General features: G+C 59.2%; 25 protein-coding genes. 13 read left to right on the plus strand and 12 right to left on the minus strand.

The features are described 5' to 3' along the window. Positions 1-190 precede the first annotated feature (190 nt). Together FHT77_RS30735 and FHT77_RS30740 are read left to right on the plus strand one after the other, a co-directional pair. On the plus strand, positions 191-649 hold the full coding sequence (locus tag FHT77_RS30735) for a DUF4126 domain-containing protein (RefSeq protein WP_183759254.1): 459 nt from the start codon (positions 191-193) through the stop codon (positions 647-649). Then, positions 649-2016, plus strand: a complete 1368-nt coding sequence (locus tag FHT77_RS30740) for an FAD-containing oxidoreductase (RefSeq protein ID WP_183759255.1) — start codon at positions 649-651, stop codon at positions 2014-2016. The genes FHT77_RS30735 and FHT77_RS30740 overlap by 1 nt, the downstream gene beginning before the upstream one ends. 405 nt (positions 2017-2421) lie before the next feature. Here the strand turns inward: FHT77_RS30740 and ampC are convergent, their stop codons facing one another. Further along, positions 2422-3606, minus strand: a complete 1185-nt coding sequence (ampC, locus tag FHT77_RS30745) for a class C beta-lactamase (RefSeq protein ID WP_183759256.1) — start codon at positions 3604-3606, stop codon at positions 2422-2424. Positions 3607-3820: 214 nt separating this feature from the next. On the opposite strand from ampC, the gene FHT77_RS30750 reads away from it, so the two are divergent. From FHT77_RS30750 to FHT77_RS32380, 3 genes are all read left to right on the plus strand, one after another. Next, positions 3821-4705, plus strand: a complete 885-nt coding sequence (locus FHT77_RS30750) for a LysR family transcriptional regulator (protein ID WP_183759257.1) — start codon at positions 3821-3823, stop codon at positions 4703-4705. 87 nt (positions 4706-4792) lie between these two features. Next, positions 4793-5629 (plus strand): nickel-binding protein, encoded by an 837-nt coding sequence (locus FHT77_RS30755; protein ID WP_183759258.1) that lies wholly within the window; start codon positions 4793-4795, stop codon positions 5627-5629. A 206-nt stretch (positions 5630-5835) separates the two neighbouring features. Further along, entirely contained in the window at positions 5836-6165 is a 330-nt protein-coding gene (locus tag FHT77_RS32380) for a GNAT family N-acetyltransferase (RefSeq protein ID WP_183759259.1), read from the plus strand. Between the two features lie 26 nt (positions 6166-6191). On the opposite strand, the gene FHT77_RS30765 is transcribed toward FHT77_RS32380, so the two are convergent. Next, positions 6192-7235: an NAD(P)-dependent alcohol dehydrogenase gene (locus tag FHT77_RS30765; RefSeq protein ID WP_183759260.1), complete on the minus strand. Its 1044-nt coding sequence runs from the start codon at positions 7233-7235 to the stop codon at positions 6192-6194. A 415-nt stretch (positions 7236-7650) separates the two neighbouring features. Here FHT77_RS30765 and FHT77_RS30770 point away from each other — a divergent pair, with 415 nt between their 5' ends. From FHT77_RS30770 to FHT77_RS30795, 6 genes are all read left to right on the plus strand, one after another. Then, positions 7651-8106, plus strand: coding sequence for a PTS sugar transporter subunit IIA (locus FHT77_RS30770; RefSeq protein ID WP_183759261.1), 456 nt, complete (start codon positions 7651-7653; stop codon positions 8104-8106). Between the two features lie 243 nt (positions 8107-8349). Further along, entirely contained in the window at positions 8350-9375 is a 1026-nt protein-coding gene (locus FHT77_RS30775) for a sulfate ABC transporter substrate-binding protein (protein ID WP_183759262.1), read from the plus strand. An 8-nt stretch (positions 9376-9383) separates the two neighbouring features. Then, positions 9384-10241, plus strand: coding sequence for a sulfate ABC transporter permease subunit CysT (cysT, locus tag FHT77_RS30780; RefSeq protein ID WP_183759263.1), 858 nt, complete (start codon positions 9384-9386; stop codon positions 10239-10241). After that, on the plus strand, positions 10231-11103 hold the full coding sequence (cysW, locus tag FHT77_RS30785) for a sulfate ABC transporter permease subunit CysW (protein WP_183759264.1): 873 nt from the start codon (positions 10231-10233) through the stop codon (positions 11101-11103). Before cysT ends, cysW begins: the two co-directional genes overlap by 11 nt. Before the next feature lie 10 nt (positions 11104-11113). Next, complete coding sequence (locus FHT77_RS30790; protein WP_183759265.1) at positions 11114-12163, plus strand: sulfate/molybdate ABC transporter ATP-binding protein; 1050 nt, start codon at positions 11114-11116, stop codon at positions 12161-12163. Positions 12164-12432: 269 nt separating this feature from the next. Continuing rightward, the gene (locus FHT77_RS30795; RefSeq protein ID WP_183759266.1) at positions 12433-13257 is read left to right on the plus strand and encodes a cell wall hydrolase; all 825 of its coding nucleotides are present in this window, start codon (positions 12433-12435) and stop codon (positions 13255-13257) included. Positions 13258-13267: 10 nt separating this feature from the next. Here FHT77_RS30795 and FHT77_RS30800 read toward each other — a convergent pair whose 3' ends face one another. The 6 genes from FHT77_RS30800 to FHT77_RS30825 form a co-directional block, all read right to left on the minus strand. Then, entirely contained in the window at positions 13268-14323 is a 1056-nt protein-coding gene (locus tag FHT77_RS30800) for an ABC transporter ATP-binding protein (protein WP_183759267.1), read from the minus strand. Positions 14324-14328: 5 nt separating this feature from the next. Beyond that, entirely contained in the window at positions 14329-15159 is an 831-nt protein-coding gene (locus FHT77_RS30805; RefSeq protein WP_183759268.1) for a carbohydrate ABC transporter permease, read from the minus strand. Positions 15160-15163: 4 nt separating this feature from the next. After that, positions 15164-16099: a carbohydrate ABC transporter permease gene (locus FHT77_RS30810; protein ID WP_183759269.1), complete on the minus strand. Its 936-nt coding sequence runs from the start codon at positions 16097-16099 to the stop codon at positions 15164-15166. A gap of 84 nt (positions 16100-16183) precedes the next feature. Continuing rightward, on the minus strand, positions 16184-17443 hold the full coding sequence (locus FHT77_RS30815) for an ABC transporter substrate-binding protein (protein WP_028758894.1): 1260 nt from the start codon (positions 17441-17443) through the stop codon (positions 16184-16186). 37 nt (positions 17444-17480) lie between these two features. Further along, a complete protein-coding gene (locus FHT77_RS30820; protein WP_183759270.1) occupies positions 17481-18647 on the minus strand; it encodes a PLP-dependent transferase in 1167 nt (388 codons plus the stop codon). Continuing rightward, on the minus strand, positions 18644-19366 hold the full coding sequence (locus FHT77_RS30825) for a FadR/GntR family transcriptional regulator (RefSeq protein WP_183759271.1): 723 nt from the start codon (positions 19364-19366) through the stop codon (positions 18644-18646). The genes FHT77_RS30820 and FHT77_RS30825 overlap by 4 nt, the downstream gene beginning before the upstream one ends. Before the next feature lie 384 nt (positions 19367-19750). On the opposite strand from FHT77_RS30825, the gene FHT77_RS30830 reads away from it, so the two are divergent. Together FHT77_RS30830 and FHT77_RS30835 are read left to right on the plus strand one after the other, a co-directional pair. Next, positions 19751-20443, plus strand: a complete 693-nt coding sequence (locus FHT77_RS30830) for a hypothetical protein (RefSeq protein ID WP_183759272.1) — start codon at positions 19751-19753, stop codon at positions 20441-20443. A gap of 208 nt (positions 20444-20651) precedes the next feature. After that, positions 20652-21305 (plus strand): DUF4157 domain-containing protein, encoded by a 654-nt coding sequence (locus tag FHT77_RS30835; protein WP_210281082.1) that lies wholly within the window; start codon positions 20652-20654, stop codon positions 21303-21305. Positions 21306-21399: 94 nt separating this feature from the next. Here the strand turns inward: FHT77_RS30835 and FHT77_RS30840 are convergent, their stop codons facing one another. The 4 genes from FHT77_RS30840 to FHT77_RS30855 all read right to left on the minus strand — a co-directional run bounded on the left by FHT77_RS30840 (position 21400) and on the right by FHT77_RS30855 (position 26400). Then, the gene (locus FHT77_RS30840) at positions 21400-23430 is read right to left on the minus strand and encodes a C1 family peptidase (RefSeq protein ID WP_183759273.1); all 2031 of its coding nucleotides are present in this window, start codon (positions 23428-23430) and stop codon (positions 21400-21402) included. A gap of 50 nt (positions 23431-23480) precedes the next feature. Then, a complete protein-coding gene (locus FHT77_RS30845) occupies positions 23481-24854 on the minus strand; it encodes an N-acetylmuramoyl-L-alanine amidase (protein ID WP_183759274.1) in 1374 nt (457 codons plus the stop codon). A 10-nt stretch (positions 24855-24864) separates the two neighbouring features. Next, a complete protein-coding gene (locus FHT77_RS30850) occupies positions 24865-25986 on the minus strand; it encodes a hypothetical protein (RefSeq protein WP_183759275.1) in 1122 nt (373 codons plus the stop codon). A gap of 231 nt (positions 25987-26217) precedes the next feature. Beyond that, positions 26218-26400, minus strand: coding sequence for a hypothetical protein (locus FHT77_RS30855; protein ID WP_183759276.1), 183 nt, complete (start codon positions 26398-26400; stop codon positions 26218-26220). Positions 26401-26650: the final 250 nt, after the last annotated feature.

The following is a 26650-nucleotide window of genomic DNA, read 5'->3' on the forward strand; positions in this document are numbered from 1 at the left end:
CCTCGAGGTGGTCAACACCTATGAGGGGACACATGACGTCCACGCGCTGATCCTCGGCCGCGCCGTCACCGGCATTGCCGCATTCGCGAATTGAGTCAAGCCAACCATCGGGCAAATTGAAAGCCGCGCGACATTGTGCCAGCTTTCCATGACCGCGATTAAATTGTGCGCGGCATAGGAGATGGGTCACATGCTTTTGTTTCTCGCATTTTTGATCGGCATTGTCGCAGGGCTTCGGGCCATGATGGCGCCGGCCGCCGTTGCCTGGGGCGTGGCTCTCAGCTGGTTTGATGTCTCGCAGACACCGCTTGCTTTTATGGGATATCGCTGGACGCCGTGGGTGTTCAGCCTGCTTGCCGTGGTCGAACTGATTACCGACCAGCTGCCCTCGACGCCTTCCCGCAAGGTACCGATGCAGTTCTCTGCGCGCATCATCATGGGTGCGCTGACCGGCGCCACGATCGGCGCCTCCGGCGCCTCGCTCGCAGGCGGGCTGATCGCAGGCATTGTCGGTGCCGTTGTCGGCACGCTTGGCGGTGCGGTGGCTCGTGGTAAGCTTGCCGCTGCCTTCGGCAAGGATAGACCGGCAGCGCTGATCGAGGACGCGGTTGCGATCATCGGCGCGCTCATCATCGTGGGAGCAGTGTGATGCCAAGTTTCGACGCCATCGTCATCGGGGCCGGCCAGTCCGGTCCCTTCCTTGCGGCCCGCATGGTTGCGAAGGGCATGAAGGTGGCGTTGATCGAACGAAAGTTCCTCGGCGGCACCTGCGTCAACGCCGGCTGCATGCCGACGAAGACGCTGGTGGCCAGCGCCCGGGCCGCCCATGTGGCGCGGCGCGGCGCTGATTATGGTGTGCTGATCCCGGGCGCCATCGATATTGACATGACCGTGGTGCGCAAGCGTGCCGAGGCCGTCACGATGAACGCCCGCAATGGGCTCATCAACTGGTTTGCCGGCATGGACGGCATGACCGTCATCTACGGCCACGCCCGTTTCGAGGACGCCCGTACGGTGACGGTCAATGGCGACACGCTGACGGCTCCGAAGATCTTCCTGAACGTCGGTGCGCGGCCGACCATTCCGGATATGCAAGGGATCGGCAGTATCGATTACCTGACGAGCACGTCGATCATCCATCTCGACCAGCTTCCGCGGCATCTTGCCGTCATCGGCGGCAGCTATATCGGGCTCGAATTCGCACAGATGTATCGCCGCTTCGGCGCCGAGGTGACGGTGATCGAGCGTGGCCCGAAGCTCGCGTCGCGCGAGGACGCTGACATCTCCGATGCGATCGCCGACATTCTGCGCTCGGAAGGAATAGCCGTGCACACGGACGCCGATGGGATCGGCTTCGCGACGACGACCGACGGGATCGAGGTCAGCATCGGCAATGGTCAATCGCCGATCGAGGCAAGCCATGTGCTTGTGGCCACCGGCCGCACGCCGAACACTGGCGACCTCGGGCTCGACAAGGCCGGTGTTGCCACTGACCGGCGAGGCTACATCACCGTCGACGACAGACTTGCCACCAATGTCGAGGGCATCTGGGCGCTCGGCGACTGCAACGGCCGAGGGGCCTTTACCCATACGTCCTACAACGACTTCGAGATCGCTGCCGCCAACCTGCTGGACGGTGAGGACCGCAAGCTCAGTGACCGCATCCTCGCCTATGCGCTCTACATCGACCCACCGCTCGGTCGTGTCGGGATGAGCGAGAAGGAAGCCCGCGCCACCGGCCGCAAGATCATGATCTCCACCCGTCCGATGAGCCGGGTCGGCCGAGCCAATGAGCGCGCCGAGACCAAGGGCTTGATGAAGGTGATCGCCGACGCAGAGACGCAACAGATTCTCGGTGCTGCGATCCTTGGGATCGAGGGTGACGAGGCGATCCACGGCTTCATCGACGCGATGAACGCCAAGGCCCCCTACCCGGTGCTGAAATGGGCGGTACCAATCCATCCGACGGTGTCCGAGTTGATCCCGACACTGCTGGGAGATCTGAAGGCGGTTTAGGCGGCGATCAGGCTGCACTTCACTCAGACGGGGCGCCGAAAATTGCCTTGCTGAAGTAAAAACAATATGGCGCTTCCGAGCGCCCCGTTCGGCGGTTTATGCCCGCAACTCCGGTCCCTCTGCAGCACTGCCGGAGGGAGCCCTCGCTTCTTCGGGGGACCATGTGTGCCACACAGGCACGTCCGAGGTTCAACTGGAGGGAGACCATTTTCTGCGGACCGTTGATGCGGAAGCTCACGTCCTTCCTTCGCACCCGGCGCCGATCCCCCCTCGCCGCAAAGCATTGCAGTTTATCCGCGACGGACGGCTCACTATCGTGTTGATCGGTGCGGCGTGGACGAAGGCTGCTATAATCATTGATGTCATTGCCGGAGCCGTGCGGCCTTATCCCCTATCTGCAGACGCTCAGTCGGCGTTGGCGGCCGGCAGATCGTCGTCGAGCGTCGCCAATATCTTGTAGGCCGCCTTTACACGCTCGCTGTTCGGATAGTTCTTGTTGGCGAAGAGCACGATGCCGATACTCTTCGATGGCACGAAGGCAACATAGGCGCCGAAGCCGTTGGTCGATCCAGTCTTGTTCAGAAGCATATTGTTCGCCGGCGGCCTTGGCGGCGACAGTTTCTCGATCTCATTGGCCTTCAGTGTCATGTCGGCCGAGTTGCCGGCCAAAAGCTGGTCGAGGGTGGTGGGATAATTATACATTTCCCAACCGAGGCCCTGGGTCATGCTGCCGACCTTGTAATAGCCGGTATGGGTCGCCGCGAGCGCCGATTGCGTGGTCTTGTCGAGATTGGAGCCATCCATGTTGGCTTCGACAAAGCGCAGCATGTCGCTTGCAGACATTTTCACGCCATAGGCCTCGGAATCCAAAACGCCTGGCGAAACACGGATGGCCTTGCCAGCCTTTGAGTATCCATAGGCGTAGTTCTCGTCGTCAGCCTTCGGAACCGTGATGAAGGTATGGCTAAGGCCGAGTGCCAAAAAAAGCTTCTGCTGCATCAGGTCATCGAAGGGCCAACCCATCGCCTTTGCGGCGGCGTAGCCGAACAAGCCGATGCTGGGATTGGAATAGACACGATAGGTTCCCGGGGCATAGGCGGGCTTCCAGCTCTTGTAGTAACCGACCATCGCCTTGTGGTCGGTGACGTCATCGGGGAACTGCAGCGGCAAGCCACCGGCCGTGTAGGTGCCGAGGTCGAGCATCGTGGCACCGGCAAGGCGGCTGGCGGCTAATTCCGGAAGATATTTGGCGGGACTGTCAGTAAAGGAGAGGTCGCCGCTCGCCTGAGCATAGCCCGCGAGGGTTGCGGTGAAGGTCTTGCTGACCGAGCCGATTTCAAAGAGCGTCGCGTCGGTCACCTTCTGTCCGCTTGCCTTCGACGCCACGCCGTAGTTGTAGGTGTAACGCTTTCCGCCGACTGTGACGGCAATTGCCATACCGGGGATATTGTTCTTCGCCATCAAAGGGACGGCGATGGCGTTGACGACGCCGGCAAGCTCGCTCTGGCGTTCCGCGGCGTGCGCGCCGGCGCCCATGAGGACTGAAGCGGTGGCGAGAATGCCAAGCGTGGATTGCGAAATATTTTTCATAATGGATACGGTGCCTCGGGTTGGTGGAATAGTCGCGGTGTCTCGGCACCGCGGCGGGCGTCCAATGCAAAATGCATTGAGATATCGGGCAATCCGACGGTTTCGGCGGTTTTCACGAAGCGGATCGGGTCAGGCGCGATTGATATACGAGGCCTGTACGCCCGTCTCAAACGACGATATCTAGAGCGAAGCATTAGAAAAATTTGGGTGTCCAATGGTTCGTCCGCATCTGCCGCTGAATGCGCTCAGAGCTTTTGAAGCATCCGCCCGGCACCTCAGCTTCACCAAGGCCGCGATTGAGCTTTGCGTCACGCAGGCTGCCGTCAGCCATCAGGTCAAGAGCCTGGAAACGCGGTTGAATGTGACGCTGTTCGAACGGCTGCCTCGCGGGCTGATGCTGACCAGCGAAGGCGAGACACTGCTGCCGGCGCTACGTGATGCCTTCGACCGGATCGCCGGAACACTGGAGCAGTTCGAGGGCGGGCACTATCGCGAAGTGCTGCGCATCGGCGCTGTCGGCACCTTTGCCGTCGGCTGGCTGCTGCCGAGGTTGCGTGCCTTTCAAGCCCAGTACCCCTTCATCGATCTGCGCCTCTCAACCAACAACAACCGGGTCGATATCGCCGCCGAGGGGCTGGACTACGCGATCCGTTTCGGTTCGGGTGCGTGGCATGGCATCGAGGCGTTGCGGCTCTTGGAGGCGCCGCTATCAGCCCTCTGCGTGCCCGAGATCGCCGCGCAACTGAGCGCGCCGGGCGACCTCCTGAAGCAGACGTTGCTGCGATCGTATCGGGCCGATGAGTGGTCGCAATGGTTTGCTGCCGCCGGGATGGAGGCGAGCCTGCTGCCGTTGAAAAACATCGTCTTTGATTCATCGCTTGCCATGATGGAGGCCGCGCTGCAGGGCGTCGGCGTTGCGCTGGCGCCGACGCTGATGTTCTCCAGGCATCTGCTTGCCGAGGCGATCCGCCAACCCTTCGACATCACTGTCACCACGGGCAGCTATTGGCTAACCCGGCTGCAGTCCCGACCGGAGACCCCGGCGATGGCTTCCTTCCGCGGCTGGCTCTGCGAAGTGGTGGGCACGACGATGCTCTGAGGCTCGACGTCCCGTGCTGTGGACGTTGCGGTGGCAACGGCGTAGGATGCGGCCAATGCTGAGGGGCTCTCCGAAGGATGCACGAACGTGGCTATCTTCATGGACCGGCATGATCTTGCGGGTACATCCGCAGAAGACATTGCAGAAGCGCATCGCAAGGATCTGGCTGTCGAAGATAGGTATGGGGTGAAGTTCCTCACCTATTGGTACGACCAGCGGCGCGGGACCGCATTCTGTCTGATCGATGCGCCGGATGCCGAAACCGCGCAGTGCGTGCATCGCGAAGCCCATGGTTATATTGCCGGCGAAGTAGTCGAGGTGGCGCTATCGGCTGTCGAAGCGTTTCTTGGACGCATTCACGAACCTGAACAGAAGGCCGGCGAGACCGGCGTCGAACGGGATGCCGGCCATAGAGCGATCCTGTTTACCGACATCGTAGGCTCGACGGAGATGACATCGCGGCTTGGCGACCGGATGGCTGCCGAACTCGTGCGGGCGCACGATGCCATCGTTCGCCGCTGCCTGGCACAATGCGAAGGGCGGGAGGTCAAGCACACCGGTGACGGCATCATGGCCTCCTTCATCTCCACCCACGCGGCCGTCGGATGCGCGATCAGCATCCAGCGCGAATTCAGGATCTACAACGGCGGCACGCCGGAACCCATCCATGTCAGGATCGGGCTTGATTGTGGCGAGCCGATCGAGGACAGCCGGGACATCTTCGGCTCAACCGTGCAACTGGCCGCGCGGCTTTGTGCAGCGGCCGGGGTCGATCAGATCCTGGTTTCGGAGAACATCTTTCGCGAGCACGGCGCAGCCGATCTCTTCGCCAATGCATCACGGCGGGATCTCAAGGGATTCGCAAGGCCTGTACTGGCATTCGAGTGTGAGTGGGCTGATGCGGAGGGGGCGCAGACGAACTGACGCCTTGAAGTCTCGGGCCAAAGACAACGAAGGGGCGCAGGATGATCTCGATATCAGTCGCGAGGACCAAAGAGGGAGACCTGCGCATTTTTCTCCCCGGCGCTTGGCGAATGGGATGTGGCCGATCCGGCGGACTTGATCCTTAACTCTATCACCGACAGACCGGCGATAGCCTCGCCCAGCAATTCGGCTCGGCGGAGGCGCTAATGCTCGTTGCGAATTGGAGCGGCGTGCCGGCCGGCTGCATCGGTTTCAACGCCTTTGACGCACAGGCAGGCGAAGTCCACAAATTCTACGTTGATCCAGCCTTTCGGGGGCGACGCATCGGTCATGCCTTGATGGCGGCGGCGCTGGACGCGATTCGCCAAGCCGCGCACCGAACTGGCGCACACGACGATCTAGATGAGGCAGGCCGTCGCGTTGTACGAAGCCTTCGCCTTCCGACGCTGCGAGCCGTTCCGGACTGTTCCCGACGAGGTCCGGCATACGGAGATTTTCCTGTCTCGCAGCATCTCGGTTCGGCGGCTCTTCCTTGAGCCGCCGTGCGTGCCGCGTCGTCGATTTATTCCATCACGATCTGCAGCTTCACGTCGCCTGGACGCGCCTCGACGGCGCGGTCGAAGGCAGTGATGGAATCCTCGAAGCCGAATGTCTCGGAAATCAGCGGCTTCAGGTCGACACGGCCGGAGCCAAGCAGGGCGATCGAGCGTTCGTACTGGTGGGCGTATCGGAAGACGGTCTCGATGCGGATTTCCTTGGTCGATGCGGTCGATACGTCGAGGCCGATCGGATTGACCGGCAGGCCGACGGCAACGATGACGCCGCCCGGTCTCGGCAGCTCCATGATGGTCTCCCAAGCCTTCGGCGAGCCGGAGCATTCGAAGATCACATCGGCGCCCCAGCCATCCGTCAGGCGCGCAACTTCCTCGACGATGTTCTTCTCGCGGATATTGACGGGGATGACACCCTGATACTGCGCGGCGATATCGAGTTTCGGCTGAGCGAGGTCGGCGACGATGGCGCGGGCGCAGCCGCCGGCAAGCGCGGCGATCGCCACCATGGTGCCGATCGGGCCGGCGCCAAGGACGACGGCGGTATCGCCGGGGACGATCTTCGCCTTTGTCGCGGCCTGCATGCCGACTGCAAAGGGCTCAACCATGGCGCCTTCTGCGAAGCTGACATTGTCGGGCAGCTTATAGGTGTAATTGGCGGGATGAACGACCTCTGATGTCAGGATGCCGTGGATCGGTGGCGTCGCCCAGAAGGTGACAGCGGGATCGACATTATACATGCCAAGCCGGCTCGCCTTGGAATTGGGATCGGGGATGCCGGGTTCCATGCAGACACGGTCGCCGACCTCGAGATGCGTCACGCCAGCGCCGACTTCGACTACCGTGCCGGCGGCTTCATGACCGAGCACCATCGGCTCGTTGACGACGAATGGGCCGATTTTGCCGTGGGTGTAATAGTGGACATCGGAGCCGCAGACGCCAACCGTGTGGATCTTGATCTTCACCTGGCCGGGACCCGTATCCATCGGCAGGTCGATATCACGGAGCGCAAGTTCATGCTGGCGTTCGAGCACCAGCGCGCGGACTTTGGCCATTCTTCTGTTTCCTTCCCGTTGCCTCCCCGCACCGATCAAATCAGCGCGGCTTTGGCAAGCACTATAGGGCCCGAAGCCTTCGAAGTTCAATCGCGTTTCGAAGGCTTTTGCTCATGATGCGATGAATTGCTCAATCTTTTCAGATCGGCACGACCAGGGTCGAGGCCCTTGCCCCTCAGACTGCGACGTCCCTGGGCATTAAAGCTTGGAGCGTCCACCAGACATTTGGACGATCCTTATGCGATGTTTATATCTGAGGTCGGCTTTCGTGCTCGAACCTTTATCTCGTCTGGACATATGAACGCAGAACAATGTCGGCCCGGGAAATCAGTTTGCGGCATTGGAAGCGGCGCTAATCGGGTGTCAGCCGCGGCGCCCGCCGACGCGGCCTTGCACAAATGACAAGAGAGACTTCATGGACCTTTCGCTGATCATCCGTCCTGAGCACACATTCATCGGTGTTTCGGTTGCGACGAAATGGAGAGGATTGCAGGCGATTGCCGAAAAAGCTGCCCTCGCCTTCGGAATTGAAGGAAAGAAGATACTGCACGCCTTGGAAAGCCGCGAGAGCCTTGGCTCGACGGGTATCGGCAATGGTGTCGCTGTTCCGCATGCCGTGGTGGAGGGGATGACGCATCCGCGTGGCTTGCTGCTACGCTACGCCCGGCCACTCGATTTCGAGGCGGTGGACGATGTTCCGACTGATATCGTCTTCGCGCTTTTGTTTGGCGAAGCAAGCCGCGGCGAGTATCTGAACGTGCTGGCAGCAATCGCGCGTCAGCTGCAGACGCCGGGCATTCTGGCGGCCATGCGCAAGGCAAAGACTGCCGAAGAGCTCTATTCGGATTTTCTGGCCGACTCGCGCGTTTGACGAACAGGTAGATTTTCGGGGCGTTAAGTTGCGCTTTCCGTCTTCCTGGCAATGCCCAGCTCGGCCTCCGCGAGCTTAGTCCGAGGCTTTACCGGAATTGTGATCATCAAATCGAGCAAGTCCATTTCGAAAGCGCGCTTCAATTGGGATGGCATTCCAGAGAGCATGGCGGAACAGAAACATTCTTCGTTTCATTATACGACCAACTTGGTAGAGTTTCGGCCACCAACGAAGGAGGTTTCTATGCAGTCAATAAGGATCACACGGCTTCTCGCGGCTGTGGCGCTGGCAGGCAGTGTCGCAATCGGCGCCGTCGCGCCCGCATTCGCGGATCAGACGCTTCTCAACGTATCCTACGATCCGACGAGGGAACTGTATAAGGATTTCAATGCCGCCTTCGCTGCCAAGTGGCAGAAGGACACCGGTGAGGCTGTCACCATCAAGGCTTCGCATGGCGGCTCTGGCGCGCAGGCGCGGTCGGTCATCGATGGGCTTGATGCCGATGTCGTTACCCTTGCCCTCGAGGGCGACATTGACGCGATCGCTAAGAAGACTGGCAAGATTCCTGCGGATTGGAAAACGAAGTTTCCGAATAACTCGACGCCTTACACCTCTACGATCGTCTTTCTGGTTCGCAAGGGCAATCCGAAGGGCGTCAAGGACTGGGCCGACCTGGTAAAGGACGACGTCCAGGTGATTACGCCGAACCCGAAGACCTCTGGTGGTGCGCGCTGGAACTTCCTGGCGGCCTGGGCCTGGGCCAAGCAGGCGAATGGTGGTGATGACGCCAAGGCGCAGGAATACGTGACGAAGCTGCTGCAGCATGTTCCGGTTCTCGACACCGGCGCGCGCGGTGCAACGACGACCTTCGTTCAGCGCGGTCTCGGCGACGTTCTCCTGGCCTGGGAAAACGAGGCCTACCTTTCGCTCGAAGAGCTCGGTCCCGACCAGTTCGAGATCGTCACCCCGGCGTTCTCGATCCGGGCTGACCCGCCGGTCGCCGTTGTGGATGGCAATGTCGACAAAAAGGGCACTCGCAAGGTCGCCGAAGCCTATCTGAACTATCTCTATTCGGACGAGGGGCAAAAGATCGCGGCCAAGCACTTCTATCGGCCGATCAAGCCGGAAGCTGCAGACAAGGCTGACATTGCGCGCTTCCCGAACCTGAAACTTGCGACGATCGACGATTTCGGCGGCTGGAAAGAAGCGCAGCCGAAGTTCTTCGGCGATGGCGGCGTATTTGACCAAATCTACAAGCCGGCACAATAATACGTCGCATGAGATCACATAGCCCCACGCGGTGGCGGTTCAGACGGCCGAGCGTCATTCCAGGCTTTGGAATGGCGCTCGGCCTTACCTTGACCTGGCTCACCCTTCTGATCCTCATCCCGCTTTCAGGCCTCGCCTGGCGGTCGAGCGAGCTTGGCTGGGAAAAATTCTTCGCCATCGCCTTCGATCCTCGTACCCTGAGCGCCCTTCGCATCAGCTTTGGCGCCGCCTTTGCGGCCGCCTGCATCAACGTCGTTTTCGGCGTCGTGCTGGCTTGGGTGCTCGTGCGCTACCGGTTCCCTGGCAAGCGCATCATCGACGCAATGGTCGATCTGCCTTTCGCGTTGCCGACCGCGGTTGCTGGTATCGCGCTGGCGACCCTTTATGCGCCGAACGGCTGGATCGGCCAGTTCCTGACGCCGCTGGGCATCAAGATCGCTTTCACGCCACTCGGTATCGTCATCGCGCTTGTCTTTGTCGGCTTGCCCTTCGTGGTGCGCACGGTTCAACCTGTCATGGAGGAGATCGACAAGGAGGTGGAGGAAGCTGCCGCAACGCTTGGCGCCACGCGCCTGCAGACGATTTTCCGCGTGCTGCTGCCGGGCTTGATGCCGCCGGCCCTGACAGGCTTCGCTCTCGCCTTTGCCCGCGGTGTCGGCGAATACGGCTCGGTAATCTTCATTGCCGGCAACCTTCCGTTCCGGTCGGAGATCGCACCGTTGCTGATTGTCATCAAGCTCGAGGAATATAACTATGCCGCAGCAACGGGCATCGCCGCAATGATGCTGGTGATTTCGTTTGCCATGCTGCTGATCATCAACCTCATCCAGAGCTGGCGCAGACGGAGGTACGGCTATGGCGTTTGATACGAGCCTTCAGCCGACAAAGGTGCGCTCCGCCGTCACCGAACATCGGTTTGCGCGCTGGACGCTGATCCTTGCCTCGCTGGTCTTCCTGACGCTGATCCTGCTTCTGCCGCTGGCGGCCGTCTTCGTCGAGGCGTTCCGCAAGGGTGCGGGTCCGTTCCTCGAGGCGCTGCAGGACGAGGAGACCTTTTCGGCTATTCGCCTGACCCTCATCGTGGCCGGCGTCAGCGTTCCCCTCAATCTGACCTTTGGCATCGCGGCCGCCTGGGCGATTGCCAAGTTCGAGTTCAAGGGCAAGGCTTTCCTGACAACGTTGATCGACCTGCCGTTTTCGGTCTCGCCTGTTATTTCCGGCCTCGTTTTCGTCTTGCTGCTTGGTGCCAACACCCACCTCGGCCAATGGCTGAGCGCTCATGACATCAAGATCCTGTTTGCCGTGCCGGGATTGATCCTGGCGACCATGTTCGTCACCTTCCCGTTCGTGGCGCGTGAACTGATTCCGCTGATGCAAGAGCAAGGTACGAGCGACGAAGAGGCGGCGATTTCGCTCGGCGCCAGCGGCTGGCAGACCTTCTGGCACGTGACCTTGCCTAATATCAAATGGGGCCTGCTCTATGGTGTATTGCTTTGCAATGCCCGCGCCATGGGCGAATTCGGGGCTGTATCCGTGGTTTCCGGTCACATCCGGGGACAGACGAACACCATGCCGCTGCAGGTGGAAATTCTCTATAACGAGTACAATTTCACCGGCGCGTTCGCCGTCGCCACGCTGCTTGCCTTGCTTGCGCTCGTAACCCTTGTTTTGAAGACGCTGCTCGAGATGCGATACAGCGAAGAAATCGCCGCCAGCCGACGGCACTGAAGGAATTAGAATGGAAGTTCGCGTACAAAACCTGCGCAAGGAATTCGAACGCTTTCCGGCGCTGCACGACGTCTCGCTCAATATCCGCTCCGGCGAGTTGATCGCGCTGCTCGGCCCGTCCGGATCGGGCAAGACGACGCTGTTGCGGCTCATTGCTGGCCTGGAGAGCCCGACGGAAGGGTTGATCTATTTCGGAGACGAGGACGCGTCAAAGAAGACCGTGCAGCAGCGCAACATCGGCTTCGTGTTCCAACACTATGCCTTGTTCAGGCATATGACAGTGCTGGAAAATGTGTCCTTTGGCCTGAAGGTGCGCGATAGCTCACGGCGCCCGCCCAAGGCGGAAATTCGCCGGCGGGCGTTGGAGTTGCTTGAACTTGTCCAGCTCTCGGGTCTTGAGAAGCGTTATCCGGCTCAGCTTTCCGGCGGCCAGCGCCAGCGCGTCGCGCTCGCACGCGCCATGGCGGTCGAACCGAATGTACTGCTGCTCGATGAGCCTTTCGGCGCCCTCGACGCCCAAGTTCGCAAGGATCTGCGCAAATGGCTGCGCGAGATCCATGATCGCACGGGTCACACGACGGTCTTCGTCACGCATGACCAGGACGAGGCGATGGAGCTTGCTGACCGCGTCGTTGTCATGAGCCAGGGCGCGATCGAGCAGGTCGGAACCCCCGATGAGGTTTACGACAATCCGAACTCCCCCTTCGTCTTCGGCTTTGTCGGACAGTCCAACTGTCTCGACGTCAGGGTCAACGGTGGAGAGATCTGGTTCGAGGATAGGCCGCTCGGCCTCAAGGTCGAGGGCGAAGCGGATGGAGACGCTCAACTATATTTCCGGCCGCACGACATTGAATTGCGCGATGGCTGTGGCGGCTGCATCGCCGGTTTGCTGACGACGAGCCGGCGCGTCGCTGGTACGCGCCACATCGAGGTCGACATCGGCAAGGGGCATCCGCCGATCGAATTGGAACTATCGCCAGCGCAGGCCGGCGCCCTCGACCGCACGAGGATCGCCTTTCGACCAACGCGATGGAAGTTGTTCCGGTCCGACGACAAATGAAGGGCCGACGCGGTCGTTAGTCGATCGAATCAGGCTGGAGCGGCACGCTGGTTTCGGCGGTTGCATCCGCTTTGAAAGTGTGACCTGTGATGGAAAGTGTCGCTGTTTTCAGTGGGTGGCGAGAGCGCTAATCAGCCTGTGCAGGCGGGCCAAAAGCGGCCAAATCAAATTGTGATACTGATTGGGTTTGAAATTTACCTTAAACGCAGGTAAAAAAGCGACCACTTAATCGAGAAGGGCTTACTACTCTAAATAGGGGGCACCTGACATTGAGGGCGCATATAGCGTTGGGAAAATCTCTCGCCGGGATCCTGTTGGCGGGCGTGGCAGCGGCGGGCTGCACGACCGCACAGCAACCGGCTTCGAAGGTGGCGAGCCAGGTCAGCAAGCCCAAGAATGCGGCGCAAGCGGCGCAGTCAACCAAAGTTACTTTCAATTACACGGCCAAGGACCGCGATTGCCTCAAGCGGGCAATGTACTTCGAATCCGAGCATTCTGATCGCGACGGCTACATGGCGGTCGGAACGGTGGTCATGAACCGTCTGACATCGGGGGCCTATCCCGATTCAATCTGCGGCGTCGTTGCCCAACAGAGGCAGTTTGCGCCTGGCGTGATGACGCGCGAAGTCGAGCCGACGGCTGAGGTTGAACTGACGGACGCTGCAGATGCAATTTTCCGCGGCGAACGGCATCCAGGCGTCAAGAACGCGATGTTCTTCCACACAGACGGCCTGTCGTTCCCGTATCGCAATATGCACTACGTAACGATTGCCGGCGGCAATGCGTTCTACGAGAAGCGTGGGCGGGACGGCGAGCTACAGACGCCGGCGCCCCTGCCCGCCTACGAAGTCGCGATGAACTACCTGCCTGGCCAGAGCAAGATGCCGGCGCAGTTTGAGGTACTCGTACCGACGACCGTTCCGGTGCCGATCCCGATGCCGGGCACAGTGGCCATTTCAGGTGCGGAACCGGCGCTGCCGGCGACCGAAGCGGTGGTGCCCGCCAGCAAGGAGGCCGTGATACCGGTTGTTATTCCGACGCCGCGACCAGACTTCAATAGTGCCGTTCTGCGCGGCAGCCTCGCCCACGGCTGAGGCTGCTCGCCTATTTTGCCCTGTTTCCATCCGCGTCGAAGACGTGCAGATGCTGCGCGGGGAACGACACGTTGATCGTCGGACCGGATGTCAGCGCGGTCCGGTCGAGCGTGAAGATCTTGAATGGCAGAGCGTGCAGCGACAGGTGCAGGATGATGCCGAAGCCGGTCGGTTCGACCAATTCGACGTTCGCGTTCAGGCCACCCTGATCGGTAATGACCACATGCTCCGGCCGAATCCCCAGTGTCACCTTTGCGCCGTTTGCGAGTGACAGGGGTGCGGCGAGCGGGACGACCGTTCCGTCCTTCAGGCGAACACCACCATCCGCATAGGTCGCGTCGAGGAAATTCATGCCCGGCGAGCCGATGAAGCCGGCGACGAAGAGGTTGGCAGGCGTATCATAAAGCTCGAGCGGGCTGCCGACCTGCTGCACGACGCCGCCGTGCATGGCAACGATCCGGTCGGCGAGCGTCATCGCCTCGATCTGGTCGTGGGTGACGTAGATCGACGTCGCCTTGAGGTCGCCATGCAGCTTCTTGATTTCGGCACGCATCTGTTCGCGCAGGCGTGCGTCGAGGTTCGACAGCGGCTCGTCGAAGAGGAAGGCCTTCGGTTGGCGCACTATGGCGCGGCCCATGGCCACGCGCTGACGCTGACCGCCTGAAAGCGCCTTCGGCCTGCGTTCGAGCAGCGGGTCGAGACCGAGCTTGGAGGCGGCAGCACCGACAGCGCTGGAGATCTTTTCCTTGGCCGTCTTTCTTAGCTTCAGGCTGTAGCTCATGTTGCCGGCGACATTCATGTGCGGATAAAGGGCGTATGACTGGAACACCATGGCGATGTCACGGTCCTTCGGATGCAGTTCGTTGACGCGGTTGCCGGCAATGCGGATCTCACCGCCGGTGACGTCCTCGAGTCCCGCGATCATTCGCAGCAGGGTCGACTTGCCGCAGCCGGATGGGCCGACGAGCACGACGAACTCGCCGTCCTTGATCCTAAGGTCGACGTCGTGCAGCACCTTGACGGGACCATAGGCCTTCTTGACGTTCTGGATATCGATCGATGCCATTTTGATTAACCCTTGACCGCGCCGGCCGTCAGGCCCTGGACGAGATAACGCTGGATGAGCAGGAAGAAGAGACCGGCCGGGATGAGCGCGAGCACGCCCGCCGCCATCATCTGCCCGAAATCCACGGAGAATTTGGAAACAAAGGTCAGAAGCCCGACCGGGAAGGTTGCCGCGTCATTGCCGTTGATCAGCATGAGGGCAAAGAGCAGTTCGCTCCACGCGGCGGTGAAGACGAAGCCGAGCGTTGCCGCGATGCCGGGCAACGTCAGCGGCAGGATAATCTGCCGGAAGGCGGTGAACTGCGTTGCACCGTCTATCATGGCCGCCTCCTCGAGATCCTTCGGAATGCCGTCGAAGAAGGACTGCATCAGGAAGGTAGCGAAGGGCACGTTGAAGGCGGTGTAGACGACAACGAGGCCGGTGAGGCTGTTCGTCAGATGCAGTGGCGTCAGGATCTTGAAGATCGGGGCCACCAGCATGACGAGCGGGAACATCTGCGTCAAAAGCATTAACGCGACGATCCAATACTTGGCCCGGAAGTTAAAGCGCGACAGCGCATAGCCGGAAAGAGAGGCGCACATCGTCACGACGATCGCCGTCGAGGCCGAGACGATCAGGCTGTTCTTGAAGAAAGTCGGGAAGGCGCTGTGCTGGATGACGAAGGAATAGTGTTCCCAGGTCGTGCGCGACGGCCACATCCGAACGCCCTCGGTATAGAGCAGGTCGTTCGGCGTCACCGATACCTTGAGAAGCCAGAACAGCGGAAACAGCGCGAAGACGATGTAGCAGAGAATGGCCAGGCGATGCGCGATGGTAGGGAGAATGGATCGCTTCATGGCATCAATCCTTGTTCAGCAGGGTCTGCCGCAGCAGGATGATCAGCATCGAATAGGCAAGCAGCAGCACCAGCAGCACCAGCGCGATCGCCGAGGCGTATCCGAAGTCCAGGCGCTTGAACGCCTGCGTGAAGATGTAGCTTGCGACGATCTGCGTCCGGTCGGCCGGCCCACCGCCGGTCATGACGACAATCAGGTCGGCGAAGTTGGACACCCAGACGGTGCGAAGCAGCACGGTGATGGCAATCGTCGGCGCAAGGAAGGGCAAGGTGATCGAGCGGAAGCGCTGGAACCAGCCGGCGCCGTCGATGGAAGCTGCCTCGTAGAGATCACGCGGAATTGCCTGGAGAGCGGCAAGTAAGGTGATCGCGAAGAAGGGAATGCCCCACCAGACGTTGGCGATGATCGGTCCCCACATCGCATGTTGCGGATCGGAGAGGATGTTGGCGGGTTCGCTCATCAGGCCAAGCGCAAAAAGCCAGTGCGGGATCGGCCCTATCACCGGATTGAACAACCAGGCCCAGTTCAGGCCGGCGAGGAAGGAGGGAACGGCCCAGGGCAGAAAGACCAGAGCCTGCACGACGCCCCTGCCCCAGAACGGTTTGTCGAGCAGCAGCGCCAGAATGAGGCCGAAGATGAATTGCAACAGGACGGAGGCGCCTGTCCACAAGAGCGTATTCTTCAGCGCACCATAGAAGGCTGCGTCTTTCGACAGCGCCCGGAAATGCTCGAGCCCGATGAAGCCGCCCGAAAACGGATTGAGCAGCTGGATGTCGCGAAACGCATAGGACACCCCGATCACCAGTGGCACCAGCATCACCGCAATGATCAGGACCAGTGACGGCGCACTATAGAGGTAGGGTTCGGAGGCATCAGCGATGCGCTTCAGCCAGGGGCGTCTGTCCTGGCGCCTTTCCAGCGTATCGGCAGTGAGGGTCATCAGGCAAAATCCGTTTCGCGGCGCAATCTGCGCCGTCGCAAGACAGTGAAAGAGGCGGCGGACAGGTCCGCCGCCGGTGGGCCGTTACTTCTTGGCGAGGAACTTCTGCTGCGCCTTGGTCAGATAATCTGCCCACTGGTCAGCCAGCTCCTTCGGCGTGATGTCGCCGAGAAGCGCCTGCTGCGTCGTCTTGATGGCGAGCGAGTCTTTGAAGAAGGCGAACTCTTCCAGGTAGGTCGGCATCACGGTCGGAACGATGTTCGGGTCGGCCAGCTCTTCGAACCAACCCTTGAACTGATCGCCTGCGTAGAAGGGATCCTTTTCGGCCGAGGTGTGAACCGGAAGAGCGCCCGTACGCTTGTTCCACTCGATATTGCCTTCCGGCGATTCAAGCGTCTCGATCAGCTTCCAGGACAGATCCTTGTTCTGGCTGGTGGTGAACATCGACCAGCCAGCGAAACCGATTGTGGTGAAGCCCTTGCCGCTTGGACCGACTGGCATCTTGGTCACCCCGAAATCGTCCGGCTTCATGCGCTGGGCAACCGCGATCAGAGCGTCCGGATCCTGGTCGAGCATCGCGCAGGTGCCGGAGTAGAATCCGGCGACGGTTTCGTTGAAGCCCCAGTTGACGCTGTCCTTCGGCGTCAGGCCCTTCTTGTAGAGGTCGACGACCCATTCGAGACCCTTTGCCCAGCCTTCGCTGTTCATCGTCGAGGTGCCATCCTCGTTGAAGAACTTGTTGGAGCCGGCCATTGTCGCGCCGAACATCACCCAGCCGTTCAGGCCGCCCGGACCGCCGCGCAGGCAGTAACCCGACTTGCCGGGAAGCTTGGAGACCTTTTCGGAGGCGGCCACGAAATCGTCGAGCGTCTTCGGCGGTTCGGAAACGCCGGCTTCCTTGAAAAGGTTCTTGTTGTAGAACAGCGCACGCAGGTAGAAGCCGTAAGGCAGCATGTAGGCGGTGTTCTTGACATCGCGGCCGAGTTCAAGCGCGCGCGGCGTCAGGCCCTTGGTGTGCTCCCACTTGGCGAGGTAAGGTTCGAGGCTTTCGAGCATGCCGTTGTTGGCATAGAGGGAAAGCCAGGTGTCGGGCATTTCCATGACGTCGGGAGTGTCGCCGGCCGAAACCATGGTGGCGAACTTCTGGAAGGCTTCGTTCCAGGGCAGCGAGATGATGTCGACCTTGGTCCCGGGGTTTGCAGCCTCGAACTTGCCGACGATCGACTTCAGCGTCTCCGTACGCTCGGGGCTGGTGATAACCTCGACCAGTTTCAGTGTGGTATCGGCGAGTGCCGTACCGGCCATCATCGTGGCGAGTAAAGTGGCGGTGATCAGTCTTTTCATGCTTGCTCCCCCTTTTCAGGTTTTTCAGGTTGTGAACTTAAGAGGCGACCGCCAATGCCGCCTCGATGTCCTTCCACAGGGCCTCGGTTCCTTCGAGACCGACGTGGAGGCGTACGGACCGTGCATGGATCCCGAAGGTATGCGCGGAATTCGGTTGCGCCTTCTGCTGAAGGACGACCTCGCCTGGTACGATCAGGCTTTCATGTCCACCCCAGCTCACTCCCAGTTTGAAGAGCTTGAGGTGATCGGCGAAGGCACGAATATCGACGCCCTCACGGAATATGAAGGAAAACAGGCCCGAAGTGCCGTTGAGACCGGACGGCAGGCGATTGGCAAGGCCCGGATGGCAAACCGTCTCCACCACGTCGAGCTCCTTCAGCCGCTTGGCGATCGTCATCGCAGCTGCCTCATGCGCGCGCATACGGATCGGCAATGTGCGCAGGCCGCGGATCAAAAGCCACGCATCAAAGGGCGAGAGCTTACCGCCGAGATAAGGATAGGCCTCCGCCTTGATGCGGGCGATCATCTCTTTGGAGCCAGCGACGACGCCAGCGACGACGTCGCTGTGGCCGCCGAGATACTTCGAGGCCGAATGGATGACGATATCGACGCCGAGCGATATTGGCTGCTGGAAGTACGGGCTCGCCCAGCTGTTGTCGATCATCGTGACCAGGCCATGCTTCCTAGCGAGTGCCGCGAGCGCACCGACGTCGTGGGCGTCCATGACCCAACTCGTTGGGCTTTCCATATAGAATACCTTGGCTCCGGGCAGTGCCTTTGCGACGGCCTCTTCGTCGCGGCCATCCACATAGGTCACCTCGACCTTCATGCGCTTCAAGATCGTGCCGAAGAGCCGGAAGGCATCTGGATAGACGTGTTTGACCGCAACGATACGGTCGCCCGGCTCGACGAAGGACAACACCGTCGACGAGATCGCCGCCATGCCGCTTGCAAAACCTAACGCGTCTTCGGCTCCTTCAAGCTTTGCCAGCATTTCCTCAAACATGCGAACAGTCGGATTGAGCCCGCGGGTATAGATCGGGCGAACCTTCTCGCCGCGATAGGAAGCGATCATGTCGTCATAGTTCGAGAAGGTGAAAAGCGAGGTCTGGAAGATCGGCGGCACGACCGCTTCCGCGAAGTTTCCTTCGTCGTGTGCGGTGATGAGCGAGGCAAGATCGAACGCGTTCGCGCCGTTATTCATTTGGACATTTCCTTGATATCTTCCTCGACGACATCGAGGATCTTCAGTGTTTCTTCTCGCGCGGCCTCAACATCCTGGGCAGCGATGGCGTTGAAGAGCGTGCGATGAAAGGGAAAGGAGCGGCGAGCAAAATCCTCGCGCTCGAACGGGTGTTCCCAGAACTGCCAGAAGGTTTCGCGCATCTGTTCAAGAAGCTGGCGAAAAAGCGGATTGTGGGTCGCATCATAGATGGCGAGATGGAAGGCGAGGTCTTCCGGGCCTGATGTGCCTTTCTCGATATGGACGCGTTCCATCTCGTTGAGGTTCTGTTCGATGAGGACGAGATCCGTGTCGGTCCGCTTTCTCGCGGCGACCATGCAGGCCTCGCATTCTATCCCGCGACGCACCTCAAGCGTCTGTAGAAGGGCGTCCCGCAGATGGCCGGTATCAAGCGACAGCGGCATGTGGATCGTCGCCTTGGAAACCGGTTTCAGCAGATAGGTCCCGCTTCCCTTTCGCGTTTCAATGACGCCGAGGGCCTGGAAGTGGCGTATTGCCTCCCTAATGGTTGAGCGGCCGACCATCAGTGCTGACATCAGTTCACGCTCTGCCGGCAGGCGGTCGCCAGCCTTCAGTTGCGCGCTCTTGATGTAATCCGCCAGTGCGTCCGTCACCTGACGCGCGCGATCGATAGCCGGTAGTGGCCGGATCACGGGCCTGTCGCTCATTGATGCCCTCATGGTTCCCCATTTTATTCTTAGGCAATCGACCAAATTGGTCTGACATCTTAGCATTTCCCAAACTCGCTGATCCGTCAAGTCTGCTTTGACTTAGCCCGGCCGCGATCGAAAATAACCGACACCAGCTACGTTGCGGCCACTCACCAAGATCAGGAGTGATTGCTTGTTCGATCTGACAACGAACGTTCTGGTCAGTGCCAGTCAACCGGAACAGCTGGTCATGGCTGAAAGACTTCCTTGGCAAGAAGTTCCAGACGACATTTCAATAAGTTATCGGATCGCAGTGAGCAGAAAGGAGGGTGATGACCTTGCACCATCCCTTCATGCCTTGCAAACGAAGCCTGTCTCCGGCGAGGCATACATGCTATTTTCTGGTTGTGTTCAGTGGAGGAAACTTCCGTGAACAGGTACCACCTCGAGGACGACTCTATCGATCAATTTCCCGCGGCCCTGGTTCATTGGGCAGATCAATTTCGGCGGTCGGATCAGGACGAGGAAGCACTCCGGCGAGCAATTGCGGCATTAAACGTCGCCTTGACCCAGGCTCAAACCTATCTGGATGATGTCGGCGAGGTGAGACAGGAGAGAAGGTGGAACACGCCGGCCTTTCTTTTCAAGGTTGCATGTCGATCGGTAGCGGTCCTCGATCCTGCATTTGCGGACAAGATGAAATCATTTGGGTGGGGGACAGAAGATTTCTGGAGTGATGCGAAACAGAGCGGCAAGATACACATTCCCGATATTCGGACGGCTTGCGTAGTCATCGAAGCAAGACTGTCGGGGCGCGAACCTGATCTTGAGGAAAAGCCTGTCGGGAATGCCGCCCAGGATGAGAGAAGCAAATTGGTGCTGATAATTGCATCAGTACTCGCCGCCCTCTTTGGCCTTGGGTGCATTTCAGGCGGTCTATTGCTGATGGCTGCACCCGGGGGCGGAGCAACTTCTTTCGATTTTCTGGGGTTTCAGGTCTCCACGCAGCAGACCGGCATTGCGGCTATTGCCTTAGGCGCTGCGTCGATCATCCTGACATTTCGAATGGTCCTGAAAACCGTCGTCGCTCGCGGCAGAACTACCTAGTGTCAAAGGCCGTCAGTCGCAACCGACAGGGCAGCGCGAGCTTCTTCGTCATGACACACCCCATATCTCGACCAAGACGTTTTGCAGAAGACGGCGCTAAGCATATGGCGATGGCCAAGCTGCAAAACCGGCGGTCACGACAGACCCAACCAAGCCAATGCATACATTTCCCAATCATATAGTATATTACGAACCTTAGAGGTTGGCCATGCAACGTCCGTTCGCTCCTCGACATATCTTTTCGACCGTCTTGCTCGGGACGATCGGCGCAGCGACTTCATGCGTCTACGCTTGCAGCGGCTCACCAGAGTTCGGCCCGACCGGACATTTTCATGCGCAAGCAGGGGCTAATTTGAAGCGGGACTCGAGCACGATAGAAGTCGCCATCTACGGTATCGCTCGTACCCTAAACGAAATTCAGGCGACGACCTTTTCTGGCCCAATTCTAGAAAGCGTCCTGGTTGCAAGTCGAGACGCTGCAATAAAAGGATCGTTGCCGATCCCGCCAGATATTCGCAAGCAACTCACGGGTTACTCGACCGAAGCTTCAATGAACCGTGTCCGATACCGGATTGGTGACGTGGGCTCCTTCAATCTCGCCACGGTACTGGAACGGGGAAGATTTGCGGACGCCGTCACCCTGATTGATGTGGTGGTGTTTCGCGACGCGCTAACGGCTGCAACAGTTTCGGCATGGGCCCATGAACTGATACATGTCGACCAATACCACGTATGGGGCGTCCATGGCTTCGCGGTTCGATACGCCCAAAACTGGCTGGCAGTGGAGAACCCGGCCTACTCCAAGGGCGATGACTTCGCACGTTGGCGATGCCGCAAACAAGCACAAGACAGACAAAATTGAAGGCCACATCACGAAGGCACACTGTCGACAGCGTGGGGCTTTTGCCAACGCCAAGAAGCTCAAGTGCGTTTCGCCTGGCAGGCAGACGACCCTCTCAGTATCCCCGCAGTTCGTCATCGCGAGGGACTAATTCAACACTGACTCGCTTGCCGTTGATTCTTTCGATTATGGTCGTAAGCGTTGCAGTGTCATTGTCAAAACCACCATGGGATCGAGACATCGTTTGCGCTGACAATGATTTGTCGACGATCAATCGGGCGCTCTTGCCTATCTTCGGTCCATAGATTTCCATCCCGGCAATCGGCGTATGTGGCTGCTCTTCGTAGGCTCGCGAGACGAGGTACAGCAGGGAGTGGCTGTACCGTGGTGTCAAGGGAATTCCGGCCTCGACGGTGTCTCTCTTCTCGAGATCGTCGCTCATCATATAGAGGTGGATATTGCCGTTTAGCCTCAGCGCCGAGGTTCCCTTGAGCAGCTTTCCATAGTGTTCATTGAAGAAGTCCGTCGTGCAGGCTGGAGCCATAAGATGCACACTGTCGATGGTCAGATTTTTAAGCTTGAACCGTCCCAATGCGGAAATCAGTCGACCGAGAACGATTGACCCGGCACTGTGACCGACAAGGTGAATTTTGGGACGAAGGTCTGCGGTGTCCAAACCCTGTAGAAGCGGTTCAAGGCCCTGGAATCCACCATCGTATTCCCTGCGGCCGCTGAATGCGGCTTCTGCGTCACCTTTCATGTTTCGCCATGCGCGATTGCCGTAATATTTGCCCGGTCCAGCCTCAAACAGCCAATCCGAAAAGCCCGCACCAGCGAGACCGGAAGTTGCCGACGACATTGCGCCGAACGCCTCGTCGAGGAAATCCGAAGCCCACATCAGGTGAAAGTTGTAGATTGAGTTTCGTCCGAAGATATTTGCGCGCTTCCACGCCGAGATACGGCGCGCCTCGTCCACCGTGGAGTTCAGTCCGCCGTGCGCGTAAATCATCAAGTGCGGGTAGCCCGTGCCGTTGTTGGATTCCTTCATCGTAAGTCGTTTGACGGTCTCTGCCATCTCATCATCCTTCGGCGACGCATACTTGCCTGTTACGACAAGCTTGCCATCGTCGATGTTGAGGAAATGGCCGAGAATGTCGGCGCGTGTTGGCTCGTTGATGCCGAAGAGACCGGAACGGCTGGTCGGAGATGATTTTGGCAGGGCATTGAAGGCGGATGGAGCGCGTGCGCCGAGTTGCAACACCCAAGCGTCCATGATCGTTGCGGCCCAATCCGAGTAGGCCCAGTGTGCGAGCCCCTCCCTGCCCCATTTTTCGCCCCAGGAATTCAAGATCCAGAATCCTTCGGCGTCGTAGCCCACGATGGCGAAGGCGTGTCCGCCAATGGGAGCGCCGTCGGGCGTGATATATCCGTTGACTGGTTTTAGCCAGCCCCCGTGTATTTGTGCGGAAGCGTAAATCCCTCCGACCTCGTTCAGGGCCGCGTGATAGTCACTGATGTCAGGCTGAAGCCTGAAGTAGGCACCGAGGCGCGTTTCCGTCGCCTCCTTCGCCAACTCGTATGTCAGCAGCCAATCCTTCTTTGTCTTGTCAGTTGGACCGTCTTTGCAGACGCCATTTCGGAAAAACCCCTTCAGGGCCCCGCGCAGGGATGAGCCGTCGTGGGGACTGTCTGCCCATTCGTCATTTCGAAGGCCCATTTCATAGAGCATTCTCGCGCTGACGCGTTCTCGCGGAGTTGCGCTGACGGTCTGGTGGCGGAGGACGTCTATGACATGTGCAAGGGCATAGCCAACGCAGCGTGGAGATTTTCCCTGGTCCCTCACCGGAAATGCGATCGTCGGATAGATCCCGCTCTGTAGAGAACGCAGATGGGGTTGATAGATCCTATCCCTCAAATCCGGAATGTCAGGCAGGATGTCGAGAATTCTTACCTCATCTCCACTCGTCTGTTGTCTTGTCAGATATGCCCGGTCGCCGACGAAGACGCGGTTGTCATCTGGATCTGATCGTCGTGTCGGCTCCTGCGCTGCTCGCGACGCGGACTCCTCGCCTGCAGCGTCTTTTGCTATTGCAGCCCCGTCACCACTCACTTCTCCAACATTTGACGTCAACTCCCTGTTCGACATATTCCCTCCACGTCCGTATACCCCGCACACGCGTTTTGGCTTTGTGATCATCAGGCAGCGCGACTGGACGGCGCCGACTCCAGAAGACTTACCAGTAAGTGTTCGACAGTTTCGGGAGCCATGAGGGCTTTGTTCAACCCGTCACCAGCGTAGAAGGTCTCCCCTCGCCTAACCGTCCTGTGTGCGCCCTCCCGGGCTTGCAGAACAGGAAATGAAGCCCATTCTTGAGCAAGTTCCAAGCCGAAATCGACCAGCGAGATCTTGCGCGCCATAAACCGCTCATATCCTCGAAACTTCAGCAATGTGTACCCAAGCTGATCCTGAAGGGCAGAGCCGAAGGTTTCTCCTCCTGACAGGTGCAATGTGCCGCGCAAGCGCATGAGTGTTGTCGTCATGAACTGATAACGGCCACACGCGGGTGACCTGAACATTCTGCGCCAGTTCGGGCCGTTCAGAATAACGTCGGCCAAGCTCATGCTACTCAAGGGTCTCGGTAGCCTGTGCTGGTTGTTGCCAAATAACACGTCATACCCACCCGGCGCTTCTGCATCGCCGATGAGATCGAGCAAGCGCCGGGCTCCTTCCGGCAACGTATCATTGGCGGCATCGGTTAGTCCTGCTGCAAGAACTATCGGTTGTGGTATCTCGTCAATCTTCGACCAGGTCAGTGGACCCACGATACCGTCAGGCCGAAGGCCATATCGCTGTTGAAAGCACCGTACCGCCGCCTCCGTCACCGGACCAAACCTTCCATCCTGTTCGGTACCGACGGCGCGTTGCACCTGCACGACATCCGAACCCCGTGCTCCTCGCTCCAGGGTTCGATGGCCCGAAATCGCATCGAAAGCGGGAACGGGGGGCCGGAGGGTGGCCGTACCAGACATGACACGTTTCACGCCATCGCGGAACACGTCCATGTTAAACAATGGGTCTGGCTTTCGACCATCGGGAAGTGCGTACTCCTTGTGGCCACAGCACATATCGGAGGTCTCCCCGATGTGATTTAAAATTGCGGCCACTCCACGTCTATAGGCATCCATCTGCCAGTCTGGCCACTGTGCATTGGGCGTGCCCGGGTTCTCAGCTTCTATCCCGATGAAGCTGGAATTGCCCGTCCTGATACCTCTCCACTCGCCCGGGCCGGCATGGTTGGCTTTGCCAGCGGCAACCAGATAATATGTTCCGTCGACTCCCAGTCCCAACTGGGCGAGTGGTCCGGAAAGTGGATGGTTGCCGCCTCGACCGTTTATCAAGGCATTCAAGGTGGGCATGTTGCCGGTCCCGATGGATCCGGTGTGGTGACAGATGACGCCACGCACGCGCCCCATTTCGCCGGTGCCACGACTTGCCCAGCCATTGGTCTCCGCGACTTTAAGTCCTGCGTGGCGGAGAACTTCGGGCAGCCAGGTCAATAAGTAAACCATGCGTCCCTCCTCAGTGCACTGACGGCTTCTCGACACCTCCGGAAGCCTTGGGCAAGTTTATGTCCTCGGTAATTTCTCCGTCCTCCAGTTCCACGTCGCAGAGGCAGGAATCGACCTGATCATTAAAGTTTTCATCGGTTTCTGCCGCAGACGGACGGGCAAGCCGGGGAGGCGCTGTCAGCCCACGCGGGTTTCTTTCGTCTGCTTCAGATCGGGCGAGGTCCGTCTTGGCCACGACCGGCTGAACGACCGCGGGGTTTTCCCCGAGTGCCGGGACGAGTTTGGTATCGAGAAGATTTCCAACAAGGCGCTCTGAGAAACCTGCCAGGAAGGCGACGACTATCGCGATATCTATCTGCGGAGACGTGCATTCCGGCCCTGTGACACAAAGCCTGATAGGACCGGCCTCGCCCAACGTGAGTTTAAATAGTTCACTTCGGAACAAGGCGAAGAGTACCACAGCCGAAATTGCCCCAATGACAATTCGCAGTCCGGCGTCTGCGAGGTTGTCACGAAGCCGGAGGTCGGTCTGGATCGTCCTCCCCCTTATCCCGATCGCAATAGAAAAGAACGCACCGAGACACCCAATGCTGGTCGCCATCCAGGTATTATTCCGGGACACGAATTTTGGAAAGTTGAGATCATTGAAGGCCCAAAACAGAAGGAAGATGACAAACGCGACGAGACCCGCCGTCACCACATACTGAACGCGGCCGGTCGAAGTGCGCTCTTCAACGATCTCTCTCTTAATTGCCTCTAGGAGGACCATAGCACTCGCTTGATCGCCCTGCAGTGCAACGATCAAGGCGTCAGCTGTACGGCGGTCATATCTTTTCGCGCGGGCGTCGCTTGCGCTTGCGCGATGGGTTGGGCCAGTCTCGGACCCCACCGTCCTGGGGCTTCTCCAGCCATCTATCAAACCGTTGATTTCACCTCGAAGGGGCGCGAGGTGAGCGAGTGCCAATCTTTGCTCCGTGGCGAGGCTCTCATCATCTGCGTACTGGATCATCACGCGGTCGGAATTCGAATATACCGCGTAAACTCTCGGGACTTTGCTGTAAACAGTACCTATTTCAAGGCCTGTATAGTCTGTCCTCCCAACAGCAATGTCATCGACGCGTTCACCATTCATGGCCGCCCCCGAAGAATAGCATCTAAGATAATGGCATAAATTCTCAAGGTTGCAAGATTTTACTTGAAATACACTTCTGGCGGTAGGTGCGCGGTCGATGGAAGCTTTCTTTGGAACCCTCGACATGGGAATGAGGACCAGCGATCGCAGCTCATTGCCCGTCGTTGACTGCGTCACTGAACACCATTCGCGCGTTTGCTGCCGCGCCTGCCTCGTCTCGGATCAAACGTGTCAGTAACTGCATGAGCGGTCGTTGCTAGGCCTGAAGCCGTCTGCACAGGCCGGGTTTACCGAGGTGCGCGGTTGGTACTGATAATCAGGTTGATTAGGATTGCGGGCGGTCGTGCAGGCAGACATCATCGCCCCCAGTCCGATCAGCAAGCCGCTCGCGACAGACATCTTGGCAATATTCATGTGTTGGTTCCCCCGGCCTGACGTTCTCTTTCTGTTTACCGAGCAAGAAAATGCTGCGCCAAAAGGCATATGGGAGGGCTATCACGAACACTTGACCCGGGTTACGCCACCGACATGTCCCGAGGTTACAGGACGAGATCGCCAGCCGTTTGATGGGGAGAGGCAGGCGGCTCACGCCGCCTGCCCTTCGTCGTTGTCGTCGAGGTCAGTGTCCTCCGGCTGCAGGTGGTGCAGGTAGGTGACGGCGCGC

It is taken from the genome of Rhizobium sp. BK181 (assembly GCF_014193305.1).
Taxonomy (GTDB): Bacteria; Pseudomonadota; Alphaproteobacteria; order Rhizobiales; family Rhizobiaceae; genus Rhizobium.

Coding starts and splice junctions, on each gene's coding strand:
- FHT77_RS30735 (WP_183759254.1), top strand. CDS start 191: ATGCTTTTGTTTCTCGCATTTTTGATCGGCATTGTCGCAGGGCTTCGG.
- FHT77_RS30740 (WP_183759255.1), top strand. CDS start 649: ATGCCAAGTTTCGACGCCATCGTCATCGGGGCCGGCCAGTCCGGTCCC.
- ampC (WP_183759256.1), bottom strand. CDS start 3,606: ATGAAAAATATTTCGCAATCCACGCTTGGCATTCTCGCCACCGCTTCA.
- FHT77_RS30750 (WP_183759257.1), top strand. CDS start 3,821: ATGGTTCGTCCGCATCTGCCGCTGAATGCGCTCAGAGCTTTTGAAGCA.
- FHT77_RS32380 (WP_183759259.1), top strand. CDS start 5,836: ATGCTCGTTGCGAATTGGAGCGGCGTGCCGGCCGGCTGCATCGGTTTC.
- FHT77_RS30765 (WP_183759260.1), bottom strand. CDS start 7,235: ATGGCCAAAGTCCGCGCGCTGGTGCTCGAACGCCAGCATGAACTTGCG.
- FHT77_RS30770 (WP_183759261.1), top strand. CDS start 7,651: ATGGACCTTTCGCTGATCATCCGTCCTGAGCACACATTCATCGGTGTT.
- FHT77_RS30775 (WP_183759262.1), top strand. CDS start 8,350: ATGCAGTCAATAAGGATCACACGGCTTCTCGCGGCTGTGGCGCTGGCA.
- cysT (WP_183759263.1), top strand. CDS start 9,384: ATGAGATCACATAGCCCCACGCGGTGGCGGTTCAGACGGCCGAGCGTC.
- cysW (WP_183759264.1), top strand. CDS start 10,231: ATGGCGTTTGATACGAGCCTTCAGCCGACAAAGGTGCGCTCCGCCGTC.
- FHT77_RS30790 (WP_183759265.1), top strand. CDS start 11,114: ATGGAAGTTCGCGTACAAAACCTGCGCAAGGAATTCGAACGCTTTCCG.
- FHT77_RS30800 (WP_183759267.1), bottom strand. CDS start 14,323: ATGGCATCGATCGATATCCAGAACGTCAAGAAGGCCTATGGTCCCGTC.
- FHT77_RS30805 (WP_183759268.1), bottom strand. CDS start 15,159: ATGAAGCGATCCATTCTCCCTACCATCGCGCATCGCCTGGCCATTCTC.
- FHT77_RS30810 (WP_183759269.1), bottom strand. CDS start 16,099: ATGACCCTCACTGCCGATACGCTGGAAAGGCGCCAGGACAGACGCCCC.
- FHT77_RS30815 (WP_028758894.1), bottom strand. CDS start 17,443: ATGAAAAGACTGATCACCGCCACTTTACTCGCCACGATGATGGCCGGT.
- FHT77_RS30820 (WP_183759270.1), bottom strand. CDS start 18,647: ATGAATAACGGCGCGAACGCGTTCGATCTTGCCTCGCTCATCACCGCA.
- FHT77_RS30825 (WP_183759271.1), bottom strand. CDS start 19,366: ATGAGGGCATCAATGAGCGACAGGCCCGTGATCCGGCCACTACCGGCT.
- FHT77_RS30835 (WP_210281082.1), top strand. CDS start 20,652: ATGCAACGTCCGTTCGCTCCTCGACATATCTTTTCGACCGTCTTGCTC.
- FHT77_RS30840 (WP_183759273.1), bottom strand. CDS start 23,430: ATGTCGAACAGGGAGTTGACGTCAAATGTTGGAGAAGTGAGTGGTGAC.
- FHT77_RS30845 (WP_183759274.1), bottom strand. CDS start 24,854: ATGGTTTACTTATTGACCTGGCTGCCCGAAGTTCTCCGCCACGCAGGA.
- FHT77_RS30850 (WP_183759275.1), bottom strand. CDS start 25,986: ATGAATGGTGAACGCGTCGATGACATTGCTGTTGGGAGGACAGACTAT.
- FHT77_RS30855 (WP_183759276.1), bottom strand. CDS start 26,400: ATGAATATTGCCAAGATGTCTGTCGCGAGCGGCTTGCTGATCGGACTG.